Source organism: Microbacterium sp. NPDC007973, from assembly GCF_042958465.1.
Lineage (GTDB): Bacteria > Actinomycetota > Actinomycetes > Actinomycetales > Microbacteriaceae > Microbacterium > Microbacterium galbum.
Genome location: NZ_JBIBJJ010000004.1, coordinates 462,034 through 479,915 on the forward strand (window position 1 = coordinate 462,034; position 17,882 = coordinate 479,915).

Consider the following 17,882-nt stretch of genomic DNA (forward strand, 5'->3'; position numbering starts at 1 on the left):
GGTCAGATCGCGCGCCGGCGGCGGGCGCTGGCGGGCGCTTCCCGTCCCAGGGTCTCACCGCGGAAGAAGGCGGGGCTCGCGATGCGCTGGGCGATCATCAGCACCACCCCCACGACGATGATCACGACGGTGATGACGAACACGAGGCCGACGCCGCCGATCTGCGAGCCCGAGCCGTAATCGGGGCTCGCGCTGTCGATGAGGGTCGTGACGAACAGCACGGCCAGGATGACGCCGCCCACCAGCGGCGCGAGGAGGGTGAGGAAGACGTTGCGCACCGAGTCGAACCACTGCCTGCGGAAGTACCAGACGCACGCGAACGCGGTCAGGCCGTAATAGAAGCAGATCATCGCGCCGAGGGCGGTGATGGTGTCGGTCAACACGTTCTCGCTCAGCACGCGCATGATCGCGTAGAACGCGGAGGCGACGACCGCCGACACGATCGTGGCGTAGCCCGGGGTGAAGAACCGCGGGCTTACCGTGGCGAACTTCCGCGGCAGCGCGTCATAGTGCGCCATCGCGAGGAGCGTACGGGCGGGGCCGACGAAGGTCGCCTGGAGGGAGGATGCCGAGCTGGTCAGCACCGCGAGCGACACGAGGAAGGCGAGGGGGCCGAGGATGGGCCCTGAGAGGTGGAAGAAGACGTTCTCCTGAATGTCCTCGTTGCCCAGGCCCAGCTCGCCCGTGCCGTTGCCGGCGAACATCAGCAGAGCGACCGCGATGAGCAGGTACAGCGCCACGATGAGGAACACCGTCACGGTGGCCGCGCGGCCCGGCGTCTTGTCGGGGTCCTTGGTCTCCTCGTTCATGGTGAGGATGACGTCCCACCCCCAGAAGATGAAGATCGACAGCGAGAGCCCGGCGGCGAACGCGCTGAACGAGTCGACTTCGAACGGATTGAACCACGACGCCTGAACGGGGCTGGCGTCGAAGGCGTTGCCGTTCATCATCTCGACCACGGCCGCTCCGGCGAAGACGAGCAGCACGAGGATCTGGAACCCCACCAGGCCGTACTGCAGGCGCTGGGTGGTCTGCAGATCGCGGTACGACACAATCGTGGCGAGCAGCATGAACAGCAGGCACACCGCCACGTTGACGGGCACGATGCGCGTGATCTCGGCGATCTCCGGATTGCCGCTGGTCTGCGCGATGAGCAGGAAGAGGAAGTCGACCGCGATACCGGCGAGGTTCGACAGCACGATGACCGTGGCCGCGACCAGCCCCCACCCGGCCATCCAGCCGACCCAGGGTCCGAAGGCGCGGGCCGCCCAGGTGAACGAGGTGCCGGCATCCGGCATGCGGGAATTCAGCTCCCGATAGCCGAGCGCCACCAGGAGCATCGGGATGAAGCCGACGAGGATGATCGCCGGAACCTGGAAGCCCACGGCCGAGACCGTCGGGCCGAGGGCGCCGGTGAGGGTGTAGGCGGGGGCGATGGTCGAGATGCCGATGACGACGGCGCCGATCATGCCGATGGAGCCGACGCGCAGGCCCTTGTTCGAGATGCCGGTGGTGACGGCGCTGTCGGGTGCGGGGCTCGCTCCATTGCGAGAGGTGGTCATCAGGAGGCCTCCGAGGTGCGGGGCACCACGATCATGGGGACGGGCAGGGCGCGCAGGATGCGTCCGGCGGTGGAGCCGAGGAATAGGCGTCGCGGCTGAGCGAGGCGGCTCGAGCCGACGAGCGCGATCTCGCCCGGCTGCCACTCGATGTGCGACACCGCGTCTTCGATGTCGCTGCCGGTGCCGACGACCGCCTCGGCGGCGATCCCGGCGGGCAGATCCGCGCGGACGGACTCGAGCACGCTCTCGGCGTGGGCGTGTCCCGTCAGACGGGTAAGCGACGCGTCGACGCGATCGGGGAGATCGACGCCGGCGAGGGAGAGCAGGCGCAGGGGCGCTTTCGCCCGGCGGGAGACGGCCACGGCCGTGTCGAGCAGGACGTCGGCGCCGGGTCGGGTGCCGATGGCGGTGGTGACGCGCGGCAGGCCCACCGACGGGTCGACGTCGCGCGCGCCCTCGGGAGCGAGCGCCACCGGGACGGGCGCCGAGTGCACCAGCTCCTCGGCGGTCGTCCCGAGACGGTGCCGACCGCGCGGGCCGCCCCCGCCGGTTCCGACGACGATCACGCCCGCTCCGAACTCGTCCGCGGCGGCGACCAGACCATCGGAGACGTCGTGCGCGTAGCGCACGTGTCCCCGGATGCCGGCCGGGTCGCCGATGCGCGCGAGGGCGTCGCGCAGCCACCCGCGCGCCGTGTCCTCGACCAGACGGTCGTAGGACGCGGCCGTCGGGATGGAGACGTTGCCCTGCGGGGACGGCAGCACGACGACGACGTGGACGGAGGTGCCGAGGGCTGCGCCGAGTCGGGCGCCCAGCGCGAGGGCGTCGGCACCCGCGTCGGTCGCCGTGTAGCCGACGACGACGCGGTCGCCGCTCATCCGCGCGTCCGCTCGAGGATCTCGTCGGCGGCGCGGTGACCCTGGCGGATCGCTCCGTCGACGTGCTGGTAGCCCGCACCCGCCATGTCGCTGCACGCGAGGTGGATCGCCCCGACGGGCCGGCGCAGGTCGGCGCCGTAGCGCTGCAGACCGCCGAGGTCGAAGCTCGCCGCGTACGCGCCGCGGGTCCACTCCTCGGTACCCCAGTCGCTCTCGTAGTAGACCTCGGGGTTCTTGGCCTCGGGGCCGTAGTAGCGCGCGAGCGAGTCGAGGATGCGCTCCTTGCGTTCCTCGGGGCTCAGACGGAAGAGGTCGTCGGCGTTCTGGTCCGACACGAACCCGACCAGGGTGCCGCGCTCGTCTCCGTGGTTGGTGTTGTCGTACGCCTCGTGGCACAGCTCGTACGGGCTGAACGCGGTGCCCGACAGGCCCTGCTCGCGCCAGAACGGGCGGTCGTAGACGGCGTGCACCTTGATGACGAAGCCCATCGAGATGTGCTGGTGCATCTGGTGCTGCAGACGCGGCAGGGGCGGCTCGAACGAGATGCGCGAGTACAGCACCGGCGCGAGGGCGAGCACGGCGAAGCGGGCACGGACGGTGACGCCGTCGGCGATCACCGTGACCCCCGAGGAGGACGAGGCCGCGGCCTCGACGCGCGCGGTGAGGGCGCGCAGGTCGTCGACACGTCGACCCGTGTCCGCGGCGGCGGGGCGGTCGGACGGCGCCGACTCGTCGCCCCAGATGATGCGGCGGACCGGCTGGTTGAGGAGCACGTCGTCGCCCAGGCGCTCGGCGAGCAGCTCGGGAACCTGCTGGAGACCGCCGGTCACGCGCTTGTCGAGGATGAAGTCGGCGTCGACGAGGTGCGAGTACGAGCCGGCGGATGCCGCCATGAGCAGCGACTGCAGCAGGGAGAACGTGTGCGTCGGCTTGGTGAGCATCGCCGAGCCCGTCGCGAAGGCGAGGTTGCGCACGGCCTCGTCGTCGTCGGTCTGCTCGCGCAGCCACGCGTCCCACGAGATCTTGTCCCACTCTGCGGCCTGCGGGTGCTCCCACGGCTTGTCGGGATCGATCTCGGCGACCATGGCGTCCAGGCGCGCGGTGATCTCGTCGATGACCTTCTCGGTCTCGGGTGCCACGGGGAACATCTCGCCCGTGAAGCGCTTCGCCTCGCCGTCGGCACCGACGTAGACGCTGTCGCCCTCGCGGTAGCGGCTGTAGGTCGACAGACCGAGGTCGGCCACGGTGTCGATCAGCGCGGTCTGGTCGGGCGAGATCCACTGGCCGCCGAGCTCGAGCATCGCGCCGTCGATGACGTCGGTCCACAGGCGTCCGCCCACACGATCGCGCGCCTCGAGCACGACGACCGACAGGCCGGCCTTGCGCAGGTCGTTGGCCGCGGTGAGACCGGCGGCGCCGGCCCCGATCACGACCACGTCGCGGGTGATGTCATCCATGGGAGCTTCCTTCGTTGTGTCGTTCACGTCTTCGTGGATGGCCCCGGCGGCGGCGGGCTCTCGGGTCGACCGCCGCCGCCGGGACGGGTGTCAGCTACGGGCGAGGGCGTCCGCGACCACGTCGAGGCCCTCGTTCAGCAGGTCGTCGCCGATCGACAGCGGCGGGAGGAAACGGATGACGTTGCCGTACGTTCCGCACGTGAGCACGATCACACCCTCGGCGATCGCCGCTTTCGCCACCGCGGACGTCAGCGCGGCGTCGGGTGCGCCGGTGGTGGGGTCGACGAACTCGACGGCGATCATCGCGCCGTGTCCGCGGACGTCGCCGATGCGCGGGTCGTTCTGCTGCAGCGCGTGCAGGCGGTCCTTCAGCAGGACGCCGATTTCGCGGGCGCGCTCGACGAAGCCCTCGTTCTCGAAGGCGTCGATGGATGCCAGAGCCGCGGCGCACGCGATCGGGTTGCCGCCGTAGGTTCCGCCGAGCCCGCCCGTGTGGGTGGCATCCATGATCTCGGCACGGCCCGTGACGGCCGCGAGCGGCAGTCCGCCCGCGATGCCCTTGGCGGTGGTGACGAGGTCGGGGACGATGCCGAAGTGCTCGCTCGCGAACATCGCGCCGGTGCGCGCGAAGCCCGACTGCACCTCGTCGGCGATGAAGACGACGCCGTTGTCTCGGCACCAGTCGACGATCGCGTTGAGGAACCCGTCGGCGGGGACGATGAAGCCGCCCTCGCCCTGGATGGGCTCGATGATGACGGCGGCGAGGTTTTCGGCGCCGACCTGCTTCTCGATCACTGAGATCGCCTTGGCAGCGGCCTCGGGGCCGGTCAGGCCGTCGCGGAAGGGGTACGACAGCGGGGCGCGGTAGACCTCGGCCGCGAAAGGTCCGAACCCGCTCTTGTAGGGCATGTTCTTCGCCGTGAGCGCCATGGTCAGGTTGGTGCGACCGTGGTAGCCGTGATCGAACGCGACGACCGCCTGACGCTTGGTGTACTTGCGGGCGATCTTGACGGCGTTCTCGACGGCCTCGGCACCCGAGTTGAACAGCGCGCTCTTCTTGGCGTGGTCGCCGGGGGTGAGACGGTTGAGCGCCTCGGCCACCGACACGTACGAGTCGTACGGCGAGATCATGAAGCACGTGTGGGTGAAGGCGGCGACCTGCTCCTGCACGGCCTTCACGACCGCCGGGTGGGCGTTGCCGACGCTCGTAACGGCGATGCCCGAGCCGAGGTCGATGAGCGAGTTGCCGTCGGCGTCGACGATGACTCCGCCGCCGGCGGCGACCGCCTGGATGGGGACGGTGTGGCCGACACCGGATGCCACGGCGGCGGCCTTTCGCTCCAGCAGTTCCTGCGAACGCGGGCCGGGGATGGCGGTGACGATGCGGCGCTCCTGGGCGAGGGACGGACCGCCGACGAGGGGAAGGGTGTCGAGGCTCATGGCGGCGATGCTACGGACGCCGTGCGGCGCCCCGCACTCTCCTGCCTGTACAGTCACAGGCGCCGTCATATACGAGTCGTACAGGAGTTGTCATGGCCGACACCGCCCCCGCCCCACCCAGCCTGCGGGCGCTCCTGTCCCGCCGCGATCTGCACCTTCGGCTCGTCGCCGACGACGAGCTGTCCCCCGCGATCCTGGATCGCGCCGTGCGATGGGTGCACTCGAGCGACCTCGCCGACCCGACGCCCTTCCTCAGCGAGGGCCTCGTGCTGCTGACCACCGGCACCCAATTCGCCGACGCGACCGCCGCCGACTACGAGGCGTACATCGGCCGCCTGCTCGCGCGCGGCGTGCAGGGGCTCGGTTTCGGCACGGAGGTCGTGCGCGACGGCATCCCCGCTCCCCTCGTCGACGCGTGCCGGCGGGCGGGGATGCCGCTCTTCGAGGTGCCGTACCGCACCCCCTTCATCGCCGTCGCGCGCGCGGGCGCCGAGGCGATCGCGGCCGACGCCTATGCGCGTCGCAGTTGGTCGCTCGCGGCGCAGCGCGCGGTGTCGCTCGCCGCGCTGCGGCCCGACGGTCTGTCGGCGACGTTCGCCGAACTCTCGCGGCAGCTCGACTGCTGGGTGGGGTTGTACGACGCGGCCGGCGCGCTGCGCACCGCCTTCCCGTCCGGCGCCCTGCCCGCTGCGACCGCCGACGCCCTCACCCTCGAGGTCACGACGATGCTGCGCCGTGGCACCCGCGCGGCGGGAACGCTGACCGCCGGTGACCGCGCGGTGAGCGTGCAGACGCTCGGACGCGGAGGGCACCTGCGTGGAGCCCTCGCGATCGCCGCGGACGACCTGGACCACGAGGCCCGCAGCGTCGTGACCGCCGTCGTCGCCATGGCGGCCCTCGCCCTCGAGCAGCAGGACGGACTGGGCCGGGCGATCGGCACCTTCCGCGCGGGCCTGGTGCAGGCGCTGGCGACCGACGATCCGACCCTCGCACGGCGTGCCGGCCGCGATCTGTTCGGTCCCCTGCCCGCGGCGCCGGTCATCGTCGCCCTCACCCCCGCCGCCGCGGCGAAGTCGACGGCACTGGCGGAGTGGCTCGAGGTGCGTGCGCAGGAGGGCCGGGGCGAGCTGTTCTTCGGTCGCGGCGACGACGGCCTCGTGCTCGTGGTCCCCGTGTCCGCCCGCGAGAGCCTGGCCGAGATCGCCGACCGCTTCGAGCTGAAGGTGGGGTGCTCGGCCCCCTCGGGCTACGACGCGTTCTCGCGCGCCCTGACCCAGGCCCGCACCGCGCGCGACCGTTCGGACGACGCCGGCCTCGCCGACTTCACCGACACGGCACGGGCCGGGCTGCTCTCGGCGCTGGAGTCGGAGGCCGCGCGCACGGTCGCGGCGGGCGCGCTGGCTCCCCTGCGCCGGCACGACGAGACCGAGGGCTCGGCGCTGGTCGACACCCTCGACGCGTGGCTGGCCAACGACTGCTCGCACGAGGCGACCGCGGCGGCGCTCGGCATCCATCGCCACACGGTGCGGGCGCGCATCGCCCTCGCGCAGCGCGTGCTGGGGCGCGACCTGTCGTCGTTCGCCGCGCGTGCGGAGCTGTGGACGGCGCTGCGGCTGGCCGGGTAGGCGCGCGTGAACGGGGGCATCCAGGTTCGTCCAGGGTCGACCCGCGCACACAGGTCGGCACCTCTTCGCGACACGGCACGATAGTCCCACCGGCCGGGAAGCGTCACACGCCCCCCGCCCCCGCATCCCTCAGCGCAGCGCGCGACAGGCGAGATGCAGGGCGAGGCGGGCGTCGACATCGGAGAGGTCGACGCCGAGCAGCTCCTGCGCGCGGGCGATCCGCATCGCGACCGTGTTGCGGTGCAGCCCGAGGGCCGCCGCCGTCGCCGACACGCCCGATTCGTGATCCAGGTACGCGGTGAGCGTCTCGAGGAGCTCCGGGCCCTGCGAGGCGAGGGGCGCGAGCAGCGACTCGGCGGCGGGAACGAAGGTGTCCGACCCCGCCCACGACAGCAGCACCTGCTCGATGCCGAGGGCGTCCACGCGTACGAACCATCCCGTCGCGGCCCGGGCCGCGGCGATGCGGGCGCCGTCCACCGCCCCGTCGATGCTGGAGAGCAGACCACCGGCGCCGCTGTCGAGCGAGCCGATCCCGGTCGCGACGTCGAACGAGCGCCGGGCACCGTCGTGCAGCGCCCGCAGCGACGCGACGTGCTCGTCCAGGCGCGCGGCAGGCGGGGGCTCGGCGAAGCTCAGCCACCCCGTGACACCCCGACCGCTCGTGACGGCCTGCGAGTCGACGGGAAGGGCCGCGAGTCCCCGGCGCACGAACCGCAGCAGCTCGAGGGTCTCGAGCCGGCGGCGTCCCGCGATCCGGAAGGCGAGGTGGTAGCCACCGGTCCGCCACCCGCGCTCGCTCATGCGCTGCTCGACATCGGGGTCGCGCGCATCGCGCGCCTCGAGGAACTCGCGGAGGAGCCCGGATGCCACGGCGGCATCGCTCACGTCGGCCACCTCGTCGATGAGGATGCGCGCGGCGATCGCCGGCATCGCGACCTCGGCGGCGACCGCGAGCGCCGACAGCTGCGCGGGACTGAGCCCGGCGCCGAACATCGCCAGGCGCAGGCCCGCCCGACTCGGACTGTCGACACGCACCGAGGCGGCGGCCCCTCCCGCGACCGAGACCGCATCCTGCCAGAGGCCGACGTCGATCGCGGCGCGCACGGCCTCGGGCAGATGGCCGCCGGCCTCGAGCAGCACGCCCTCCGCGTCGATGAGGGCGACACCGTGGCCGACGCTGGCCGAAAGGTGGCGGAGCAGATCAGCGAGGTGCGACGCCGAGTACTCGATGGACTGGGCGACCCGGCGCACGTACCCGAGGGTCAGGGCATCCCGCCCCTGCACGAGCTCCCACCCCGCCCGGGCGAGGGCCATCGGGTCATCGACCTCGAGCACGGTCAGCCCGAGGCGCGCGGCGAGCCGCCGGCTTCCCGGGCCGAGCACCTCGGCTCCCGCCAGCGCCAGTCCGTGGAAGCCGCGGTCCCGAACGCGACGGACGAGGGCGTCCTGCTGCCACGGGGCCGTCGGCGCCGGCTCGGTGAGCGCGGCGAGTCCGGCCGTCCCCCGGTCGGGGAGCATCGCCTCTCGTGCGGCGATCGTCACGCCCGCGAAGGCGTCCGCCGCCTCCACCACCACGCGGATCCCGCCGTTCGCGGGATGCGCCAGCAGGGCGCCGAGGTCGAGGGGGGTCATCGCACGACCCCGAGACCGCGCAGCCCGTAGGCCGCGGGGACCACCCGCGCGAGACGCTCGGTCGAGGCGAGCCACCACGGTGGGGCGTCGAGTGCGACGACGCGCACGTGCCGCGCGAGCGTGACGGCATCCACCTGCAGCACCTCCCCCGAGACGGAGTCGATCGCGACGAGGATCTCGGGGGAGGCGGCGATCGTCTCGCCGTCGCGCGTGACGGCGAGGAACTCCGAACGCGCCACCAGGCGCAGCAGCGCTCCGTCATCGCCGACGAGCTCGACCGACCGGACGAAGGCGTCGTCCGGCACGGCATCCACCGCGCTCACCCGTCCACTGCCGAGCACGCGCGCCTCCGGGAGGTCGTCCCCGCCGATATCCGCGACCCCCAGGGCGAGGGCGCGCGTGTAGGTGCCCGGGATGCCGTGGGCCCGCAGGTCGCCGACCGTGAAGCCCGCGACCAGCACCGCCCCCGCTCCGCCCGCGCGGATCACGCTCGAACGCACGAGGCTCTCGGCGTCTCCGGCCCGCGAGGAGTCGACGAGCATCACGCCGCCGCCGGTGTCGGCCACGACGATCGCGCCCGGGACCGCGTCGACGAGGAGTGAGAGCTGGTCGATGCCGGGCAGCGCGCGGCCCATCAGATCGGCGTCGACGAGCATCCGGTCCCCCACGAGCAGGGGCGTCAGTCCGTTCAGCCCCGCGCCCTCCATCGCGCAGACGGCTGTGGCCCGGACCCCCGTCCAGCGCTCGGCCGCCGCGAAAAGCGGAGCGAAGGCGTCAGGGGGAGGCACCCGCTCGGTGAGCAGGTACGTCGACCCCGCGAAGCCGATCGCAACGCAGGGGGTGCGGGGGTCGAGGTCGTCGATGTCGTAGAGCGCGACAGGTGCGTCGATCACCTGGCCGGCCATGATCTCGAGCAGCGTCGTCGTGCCGCCGCCACCCGAGCCGAGCAGGGAGAACCCCCGGGCGAGCACCGGAAGACGGTCGGGCCCGAGGGTTCTCATGCTCACAGGGTAATGAGCGGTCGGGCACCCTCCGCCTGCAGCTCCTCCACCGGGGTGAACGTCTCGGCGAGGCCGAACGCCGACGGGCCGAAGGCCGCGAGCGCGCCGGGGGTGCGCATGAGGGCGGGCGTCGAGATGCCCAGCACGCGCACGCGCTGGCCGTACCGCAGCCCCTCCGTCGTGATCGGCTCGGCCGACTCGATGTCGGTGATGCAGATGAGGTCGGGCACGATCGCCACGAGCACGCCGTCGCGGTGCGCGATGAGGTTCTCGTTCTGGAACGCCACCTCCAGCGTCGAGGAGTCGTCGGGTCCGAGCGCCGAGATGGTCGCCCGTCCCTTCGCGAAGCCGTCGGTGGTGCGCCGTTCGACGTCGGTGACCTTGCCGACGAACAGCTCCCGCACGTGCGGGTAGAGCGTCGTCGAGAGCGTGTCGGCGATCGCCTCGAAGGGCGAGCGATGCTGCTCACGGGCTTCCCGGATGCCGCGCCCCAGCGCCAGCGCCATCGACAGCGTCCGCGGCACCGCCGTCCGGCGCACGTCGGCCCCCGTCATGGCGTACTCGGCGATGTGGGCGACCCCGCCGAGACGGATCGTGACGCCGCGCGCGAGCCACTCCATCTGCCGGTCGTCGTCGCCGGTGTCGATGACGGCGGTCTCGCCGCGCTCCCCCGCGAGGGCCAGCGGAGAGCCGTGGACGCCGTAGACGGCGAAGGTCTCCATCGACAGTTCCGGGAACGCGCGGCCCATGCCGTCGGCATCCACGACCGGAAGGCCGGTCTCGGCGGCGACGATGAGCGGGATCATCGAGTTGATGCCGCCGCACTCGATCGGCATAGTGGCCTCGGCGGTACGGCCGACATGTTTCTCGAGGGTGCGCAGGGCGAGGGTGGGCTCGGTGCCCGCGGGGATCTTCTCGACCATGACGGTCGGCGCCCCCATCTGCGCGGTGGGGATGACGAACAGGTCGTCGGCGATCTCGTCGGGGTCGAGCACGGTTATGCTCCCCGCCCCCAGCACGCGCTCGACGAGCTTCTGCCCGATGTACGGGTCGCCGCCGCCGCCCGTTCCGAGCAGGGTCGCGCCGCGCGCGAGATCGGGCAGGTCGGCGGCGGTCAGGGTCCAGCTCATGCGGCCACCTCCACGGTTCCGTCGAAGCGGTGCGACGGCATCTCGTACCCGAAGTAGCCCGGCCCGACCATCGCGAGGGCCTCGGGCCCGTGCCAGCGCTCGTCGCTGGGAGCGGCGACCACCCGCACGCGCTGGCCGTAGCGCAGCCCCTCGGTCGTGATGGGCTCGGCGCTCTCGGCATCCAGGACGATGATCAGGTCGGGCGTCGTCACGAGCACGTCGTCGCCGGTGCGGGCGATGAGGTGCTCGTTCTGGAACGACAGGGTGAGCGTGTCGTCCGTCCCCTCGATGCGGGCGTTGCCGCGCGCGAAGCCCGCGGTCGTCCCGCGCTCGACGTCGACGACTTTGCCGGCGAACACCTCGCGCCCCCGGAGGGCCTCGACGACCGCGGCGACCGGATCGGTCTTGGCCGCGCGGGCGTCGACGATGCCGCGGCCGATCGACAGGCACGCCGACAGCGAGGCCGGCACGAGGGCGTCGCGAGCGGTCGTCCCCGACATCGCGAACCCGGCGATCATGATCGAGCAGCCCATCTCCACGCACGCGACGCGGGCGATGCGCTCGGTCCACGTGTTGTCGACGGTGGAGAGCACGGCCGTGTTGCCCTTCTCGTCGGCGAAGGCGAGCGGCGAGGCGGTGACGCCGTACAGCGTCGGTAGCACCATCTGCAGCTCGGGGAACGCCCGGCCCATGCCGTCGGCATCCACCAGCGGCAGCCCGAGAGCCGCGGCCGCGGCGATCGGGATCGTGGAGTTCACTCCCCCGGCCTCGGCGCACGCGATGTGGGTGACGGGGCGCCCCAGAGAGGCGGCGAGCGCGTGCACGGGAGCGACGACCTCGTCGAGGCTCGGGAGCTTCTCGACCATGACGGTCGGCGCGCCCATCATCGCCACGGTGAGCACGAGGGCGTCGTCGGGCAGGTCCTCGAGCCCGACGACCGTCACCGGTCCGTGCTCCGCGAGGGCCTGACGGGCCAGGAGCGCTCCGATGTAGGGATCGCCGCCTCCCCCGGTCCCGAGCACCGCGGCGCCCCGGGCGAGATCCGCGACCACGGACGCCGACAGCTCCCAGCTCACGGGCGCACGCCCATGTCGAGGTCACCCACGGCCTTCACGCGCACGCGTGTCGCGTTGCCGGGGAGGTACGGGATCGGCACCTCGTCGAAGTCGACGATCGACACCGACGACGGGCGCGCGCCCGCAGCGATCGCCTTGTCGACGGCTTCGGCGCGGATCGCCGCGATGCCCTCGTCACGACGGCCGGCCTCGATGGCGTAGACCTTGTCGATCTCGCCGCCCACCTGGGCGATCGAGGCCCCGATGGCGTTGGCGACGGCGTAGTTGCGCGGGCGGTGCACCGCGCCGAAGAGCGGGAGCTCGTCGGGGAGCAGGATGCTGCCGCCGCCGACCGCGACCACGGGGATCGGCTCGGGCGAGGTGCGCATGCGGTCCACGGCTTCGGCCACGCGCTCGGCGATGCGTGCGAGCACGCGCTCCACGAACGCGGGGTCCAGGTGCGCCACGCGCGAGGGGTCGCCGACCTGCGCGCGCCCGGCGGCCACGGCGATGTCGGTCGCGGTCAGGGTCGACCCGCCGAAGACGAGCGCTTCCTCCGTCAGGCGGTACCCGACCGAGGCGGGCCCGACCTCCCCGGTGTCGAGATCGACGATCGATCCGCCACCGATGCCGATCGACAGCACGTCCGGCATCCGGAAATTGGTCCGGATGCCGGCGACCTTCACCTCGTTCGCCGTCTCGCGCGGGAACCCGGCGTTGAGCAGGCCGATGTCGGCGGTGGTGCCGCCGATGTCGACGACCGCGCAGGTCTGCAGACCGCTCGTGAGGGCGGCACCGCGCATCGAGTTGGTGGGGCCCGAGGCGAAGGTCGCCACCGGGTAGAGCCGGACGTAGTCCTCGTCCATCAGCGTGCCGTCGTTCTGGCTGAGGAAGATCGGGGCCTCGATCCCCTGCGCGCGCACGGCGGAGGTGAGCCCGTCGACGATCTCGGAGGCGAGCTCGCGCAGCGCCGCGTTGATGATGGTGGCGTTCTCGCGTTCGAGCAGGCCGATCCGCCCGATCTCGTGCGAGAGAGAGATCGCGACGTCGGGGCCGAGCACGTCGCCGACGATCTCGGCCGCGCGCTGCTCGAGGTCGTGGTTGACGGGCGAGAACACCGACGAGATCGCGACCGACCGCACCCCGTGCTCCGCCATGTCGCGGGCGATACCGCGCAGCTCGTCCTCGTCGAGGGGAGAGATCGGCCGTCCGTCGAACTCGTAGCCGCCGTGCGCGAGGTAGCTGCGCGCCTGGATCGCCTCGGTCAGCACCTCGGGCCAGTCCACGAGGGGCGGCAGCGCCTTGGTCGCGGGAAGTCCCAGGCGCAGCGCCGCGGTCGGGGCAAGACGCTGGGCCTGGACGAGAGCGTTGATGAAGTGCGTCGTCCCGATCATGACCGCGTCGATGTCGTCGCCTTCGAAGTCGTGCTCGGCGCGCAGGGCCGCGATCGCGTCGACGATGCCGGTCGTGACGTCGGGACTGGTGGACTTCTTCACGCCGGCGAGAGTGTCGGTGGCGTCCATGAGCACTGCGTCGGTGTTGGTTCCGCCGACGTCGATGCCGATGTGCATGGGTGGAGCTTCTTTCGTTCGGGGGGGGACGGGTCAGGATGCCACGGGCGCGGTGTTCGCGACCGGGGACTGCGCGGTGGTGGCCTGGCCGATCCCGCGCACCCAGCCGAGCTTGCCGGCGACCGTGTAGAGCACGATCGACAGCACGAGCGAGGAGATCGCCGGGATCCCCCAGGTGACGAAGTACCCGACGAGCGCCGAGACCAGCCAGATCACGAGGGTGACCGGCACGATGCGCGGGGCGGTCAGGGGCAGGCGGCCCTCGGCGCGCGAGGCGTCGAGCTCTCCGCGCCACCGGCGCACGAGGAAGTACTCGGCGACCATGATGCCGGCGATGGGCGGGAAGGCGACGCCGAGGATGATGAGGAACTCCGTGAACTGCGACAGGATGCCGGCGGCGGCGAGGACCGAGCCGACGACGCCCAGCACGATGGTCGTCGTGACGCGGTGCAGGTTCTTGCCGAAGGCCGTGGAGATGAAGTTCACCAGGCCCAAGGTCGAGGAGTAGAGGTTCCAGTCGTTGATCTTCAGGGTGCCGGTGATCACGATGATGAGTCCGACCAGGCCCACCGACGAGGTGACGATCGCGACGATGTTGCCGGACTGGGCGGCGTGGGCCAGCAGCACTCCCGAGAGGCCGATGACGAACTCGCCGAGCGTCACGCCCACGACGGTCTGCTTGACGACGTCGGCCTTCGAGCGGTTGAAGCGGGTCATGTCGGCGGTGATGATCGCGCCGACGATGAGGCCGCCGGCCACGATCGCCGTGCCCTGCCACACCGACATGGTCGGGCCGGGGGCGGGAGAGGTCAGCAGCTCGCCGATCGAGTGGCTGCTGAGCTCCGAGATGATCGACCAGCCCACGAGCACGAGGAACAGCGGCACGGTGATGTTGGCGAGCCACTGCATCCCGACGAACCCGACCGCGACGATCGCGGTGACGGCGAGACCGAACAGCAGGCTCCACGCCCACTCGGGCATGACGCCGGGCAGCAGCGATTCAAGCGATTGCGCCGAGATGGCCGACTGGATGCCGAACCAGCCGATGAGGCTGATGCCGATCGCGAGGCCGACGAGCGAGGCGCCGATCTCACCGAAGGCGGTCCACCGCGCGAGGAGGGCGGTGTTCAGCCCCTCCTTCTGCCCGATGATGCCGACGATGCACATGATCACCTCGAGGATGATCGAGCCGAGCAGCAGCGCGAGGAACGCCTCGCTGAAGGTCATCGCGTAACCGAGGGTGGCGCCGAGCAGGAACTGGGACAGGGCCGACACCTGGCCGAAGCGCTGCACGGCGATGCCGAACCAGTGCTTCTGGGCGTTCGGGGTGACGCGGCTGAGGGCGAAGTCGTCGGCGTGGGCCATACGTGCCATGGGAGTGTCCTTTTGCGAAGAGGGACGGTGCGGGTGCTGCACAGGCTAGAGGCCCCTCCCGATGGGCAAAATGGGCAACCTGCCCCATCTGCCCGCTCCGATATGCATCCTGCACATCCGCTCACGCGTGCGGCGCGTGCGCCTCTAGGAACTCGTACATCTCGGTCGCGTCGACCCCGGGGAACGACCCCGTCGGCAGGGTCGCGAGCAGCGTCCGCGGTGTGCGCACGTTCGGCCATGCCTGCCCGCGCCAGGCGTTCTCGAGCGAGGCCGGCGGCCGGCGGCAGCACGTCTCGACCGCGTGCCGCGAGACGCCGCGGTTGGGGGTGTCGCGCCCGCGGAACCACCGCGTGTCGTCGAAGCGCACGCCCACGCTCACCGAGTGCGCGCCCTCGCTCGACTGCTCCACGCGCGCGGTGCACCAGTAGGTCCCGTTGCCGGTGTCGGTGTACTGGTAATACGGATTGAAGAGGTCGTCCTCCTCGAACACGACGCGGCTCGTCCACCGGCGGCAGCACATCTGCCCCTCGATCGAACCGAGCCGATCGGTGGGGAAGTTCACGTCGTCGTTCTCGTACGCCTTCGTGATCGTCCCCGACTCGTGCACCTTGAGGAAGTGCACCGGGATGCCGAGGTGCACGGTCGCAAGGTTCGTGAAACGGTGCGCGGCCGTCTCGTACGACACCGAGTAGGCGTCGCGGAGGTCTTCGATGCTGAGCGTGCGCCGCTGCTTCGCTTCGCGCAGCGCCGGGACGACATGCGCCTCGGGCATGAGCAGCGCGCCCGTCAGGTAGTTGGTCTCGACGCGCTGGCGGAGGAACTCGTCGTAGCTCGTCGGCTCGCCGTGGCCCAGGATCCGGCTCGACAGCGCCTGCAGCACTGCCGCGCGTGGGTCGCCCTTCGCGACCTTCGTCGACAGGTACAGCCGCCCGTTCTTCACGTCGGCGATGCTCCGAGTCGACGAGGGCAGGTCGGGCACGTAGTGCAGCGAGAAGCCCAGGTGGGCGGCGATGTCGCTCGCCCCGCGCTGGGTGAGCGGTCCGCTGGGGTGCGCGATCGCGTCGAGCATCTCGGATGCCACACGCTCGAGCTCCGGGAAGTTATTGTCCTGCGTACGCATGAGTCGGCGAAGGGCGACATTGGCGCGGCGCGCCTCCTCCGGGGTCGCGGAGCGCTCTTCGCGCAACCGTTCGATCTCGGCCTGGAGAGCGAGCATCGCGGCGAGCGCCTCGTCGGGCACCGCACGCCCCACACGGAAAGGGGCGATCCCGAGCGCCTGGAAGGTCTGCCCGCGCATCGCCCGTTCCACGGACAGCTCGAGGGTGGCGCGGGGATCGAGGGGCTCGGCATCCAGCAGCTGATCGAGCGTGCACTCGAGCGCTCGGGCGATCGCCTGCAGCAGCGTCAGCTTCGCCTCGCGGCGGCCGTTCTCGATCATCGACATCTGGCTGGGCGCACGACCGACCGCTCCGGCGAGGTCGTCGAGGGTCATACCGCGCGCGGTGCGCAGCTGTCGGATGCGCCGACCGATGGTGAGGGTGTCCACCTCTTCATGGTCGGGCGGGAGGGATGCCGCGGGAATCGAGACGCCGGTGTCCATACCGGCAGGTTCTCACAGCAGCGGAAGATCGCGCGATCTTCACACATCGAATCCTCTTGCGGAGGGTTGTTCTTCGCGGACAGTGGTCTCCACGGGGCACCGACGCCCCGCCACCCGAAGGAGGACGACATGACGATCCAGGCCACTCCCGCCCCGCAGCCCCTGCGCCCCGGCGACCAGACCGAGACCGCCGATGAGATCCGCACCTCGTGGGAGGACGACCCCCGCTGGGACGGCATCGAGCGCACGTACACCGCGGAAGACGTCGTCCGTCTCCGCGGCAGCGTCCGCGAGGAGTCGACCCTTGCCCGCCGCGGGGCCGAGAACCTGTGGAACCTCCTTCACACCGAGGAGTACATCCGGGCCCTCGGCGCCTACACCGGCGGCCAGGCCGTGCAGCAGGTGCGCGCGGGGCTGAAGGCCATCTACCTCAGCGGGTGGCAGGTCGCCGCCGACGGCAACCTCGCGGGTCAGACCTACCCCGACCAGAGCCTCTACCCCGCCAACAGCGTGCCCGCGGTCGTCCGCCGCATCAACAACGCGCTCCTCCGGCAGGACCAGATCGAGCGCGCCGAGGGAGAGGTCACCCAGGACTGGCTCGCGCCGATCGTCGCCGACGCCGAAGCGGGGTTCGGCGGGCCCCTCAACGCCTACGAGCTCGCGCAGTCGCTGATCGCGGCGGGGGCGGCCGGCATCCACTGGGAGGACCAGCTCGCGAGCGAGAAGAAGTGCGGCCACCTCGGCGGCAAGGTTCTCGTGCCGATCCAGCAGCACATCCGCACCCTCAACGCCGCGCGTCTCGCGGCCGACGTCGCGGGCGTGCCGACGGTCATCATCGCCCGCACCGACGCCCTCGCCGCCGACCTGCTCACCAGCGACGTCGACCCGCGGGATGCCGAGTTCCTCACCGGCGAGCGAACGACCGAGGGCTTCTACCGCGTGCGGCCGGGACTCGACTCGGTCATCGCGCGCGGCCTCGCCTTCGCTCCCTACGCCGACCTGCTGTGGGTGGAGACCGGCGAGCCCGACATCGAGCTCGCCCGCGCCTTCGCCGAGGCGATCCACGCCCGGTACCCGGGCAAGAAGCTCGCCTACAACTGCTCGCCGAGCTTCAACTGGAAGCGCCACCTCGACGACAAGCAGATCGCCACGTTCCAGGCCGACCTGGCCGCTCTCGGCTACGCCTTCCAGTTCATCACGCTGGCCGGCTTCCACGCCGTGAACCACTCGATGTTCGACCTCGCCCGCGGCTACGCCGAGCGCGCCATGAGCGCGTACGTCGAGCTGCAGGAGGCCGAGTTCGCCGCCGAAGCCAGCGGGTACACCGCCACGCGCCACCAGCGCGAAGCGGGCACCGGCTACTTCGACGTCGTCTCGACCGCGCTCAACCCCGACAGCGCGACCCTCGCCCTGGCCGGCTCCACCGAGACGGCGCAGTTCCACTGACCCTCCCCCTCTCCCTCTCTCCTTCCCCGCCTCGCGCCCCCACCGCGCGACCCCTCGTCCCACTTCTTGCAGTGCATGTCCCCCCTCTGGTCACTTGGGCCACCCCCAAGC

At 71.6% G+C, this 17,882-nt stretch carries 13 protein-coding genes; 2 read left to right on the forward strand and 11 right to left on the reverse strand.

The window, feature by feature from the left end; all coding sequences use genetic code 11:
• Positions 1-2: 2 nt before the first annotated feature.
• From ACFZA2_RS14970 to gabT, 4 genes are all read right to left on the reverse strand, one after another.
• Complete coding sequence (locus tag ACFZA2_RS14970) at positions 3-1,562, reverse strand: APC family permease (RefSeq protein ID WP_391406428.1); 1,560 nt, start codon at positions 1,560-1,562, stop codon at positions 3-5.
• Entirely contained in the window at positions 1,562-2,440 is an 879-nt protein-coding gene (locus tag ACFZA2_RS14975; protein ID WP_391406430.1) for a universal stress protein, read from the reverse strand. Before ACFZA2_RS14975 ends, ACFZA2_RS14970 begins: the two co-directional genes overlap by 1 nt.
• Positions 2,437-3,897 carry a flavin monoamine oxidase family protein gene (locus ACFZA2_RS14980; RefSeq protein ID WP_391406432.1) on the reverse strand — a complete coding sequence of 487 codons (1,461 nt, stop codon included), beginning with the start codon at positions 3,895-3,897 and terminating at the stop codon, positions 2,437-2,439. The genes ACFZA2_RS14975 and ACFZA2_RS14980 overlap by 4 nt, the downstream gene beginning before the upstream one ends.
• Before the next feature lie 90 nt (positions 3,898-3,987).
• The gene (gene gabT, locus ACFZA2_RS14985) at positions 3,988-5,337 is read right to left on the reverse strand and encodes a 4-aminobutyrate--2-oxoglutarate transaminase (protein WP_391406434.1); all 1,350 of its coding nucleotides are present in this window, start codon (positions 5,335-5,337) and stop codon (positions 3,988-3,990) included.
• Between the two features lie 92 nt (positions 5,338-5,429).
• Between gabT and ACFZA2_RS14990 the strand changes: the two genes are divergently transcribed.
• A complete protein-coding gene (locus ACFZA2_RS14990) occupies positions 5,430-6,962 on the forward strand; it encodes a PucR family transcriptional regulator (RefSeq protein WP_391406436.1) in 1,533 nt (510 codons plus the stop codon).
• A gap of 129 nt (positions 6,963-7,091) precedes the next feature.
• On the opposite strand, the gene ACFZA2_RS14995 is transcribed toward ACFZA2_RS14990, so the two are convergent.
• The 7 genes from ACFZA2_RS14995 to ACFZA2_RS15025 form a co-directional block, all read right to left on the reverse strand.
• Positions 7,092-8,594, reverse strand: a complete 1,503-nt coding sequence (locus ACFZA2_RS14995; protein ID WP_391406438.1) for a PucR family transcriptional regulator — start codon at positions 8,592-8,594, stop codon at positions 7,092-7,094.
• A complete protein-coding gene (locus ACFZA2_RS15000; protein WP_391406439.1) occupies positions 8,591-9,595 on the reverse strand; it encodes a DUF917 family protein in 1,005 nt (334 codons plus the stop codon). The genes ACFZA2_RS14995 and ACFZA2_RS15000 overlap by 4 nt, the downstream gene beginning before the upstream one ends.
• Positions 9,596-9,597: 2 nt before the next feature.
• Positions 9,598-10,725, reverse strand: a complete 1,128-nt coding sequence (locus ACFZA2_RS15005; protein ID WP_391406440.1) for a DUF917 domain-containing protein — start codon at positions 10,723-10,725, stop codon at positions 9,598-9,600.
• On the reverse strand, positions 10,722-11,801 hold the full coding sequence (locus ACFZA2_RS15010; protein ID WP_391406441.1) for a DUF917 domain-containing protein: 1,080 nt from the start codon (positions 11,799-11,801) through the stop codon (positions 10,722-10,724). Before ACFZA2_RS15010 ends, ACFZA2_RS15005 begins: the two co-directional genes overlap by 4 nt.
• Entirely contained in the window at positions 11,798-13,351 is a 1,554-nt protein-coding gene (locus ACFZA2_RS15015) for a hydantoinase/oxoprolinase N-terminal domain-containing protein (protein WP_391406443.1), read from the reverse strand. The genes ACFZA2_RS15010 and ACFZA2_RS15015 overlap by 4 nt, the downstream gene beginning before the upstream one ends.
• Positions 13,352-13,384: 33 nt before the next feature.
• Complete coding sequence (locus ACFZA2_RS15020; RefSeq protein WP_391406444.1) at positions 13,385-14,725, reverse strand: purine-cytosine permease family protein; 1,341 nt, start codon at positions 14,723-14,725, stop codon at positions 13,385-13,387.
• Positions 14,726-14,846: 121 nt separating this feature from the next.
• Entirely contained in the window at positions 14,847-16,325 is a 1,479-nt protein-coding gene (locus ACFZA2_RS15025; protein WP_391406446.1) for a helix-turn-helix domain-containing protein, read from the reverse strand.
• Between the two features lie 129 nt (positions 16,326-16,454).
• On the opposite strand from ACFZA2_RS15025, the gene aceA reads away from it, so the two are divergent.
• Entirely contained in the window at positions 16,455-17,771 is a 1,317-nt protein-coding gene (gene aceA / locus ACFZA2_RS15030) for an isocitrate lyase (RefSeq protein ID WP_391406448.1), read from the forward strand.
• Positions 17,772-17,882: the final 111 nt, after the last annotated feature.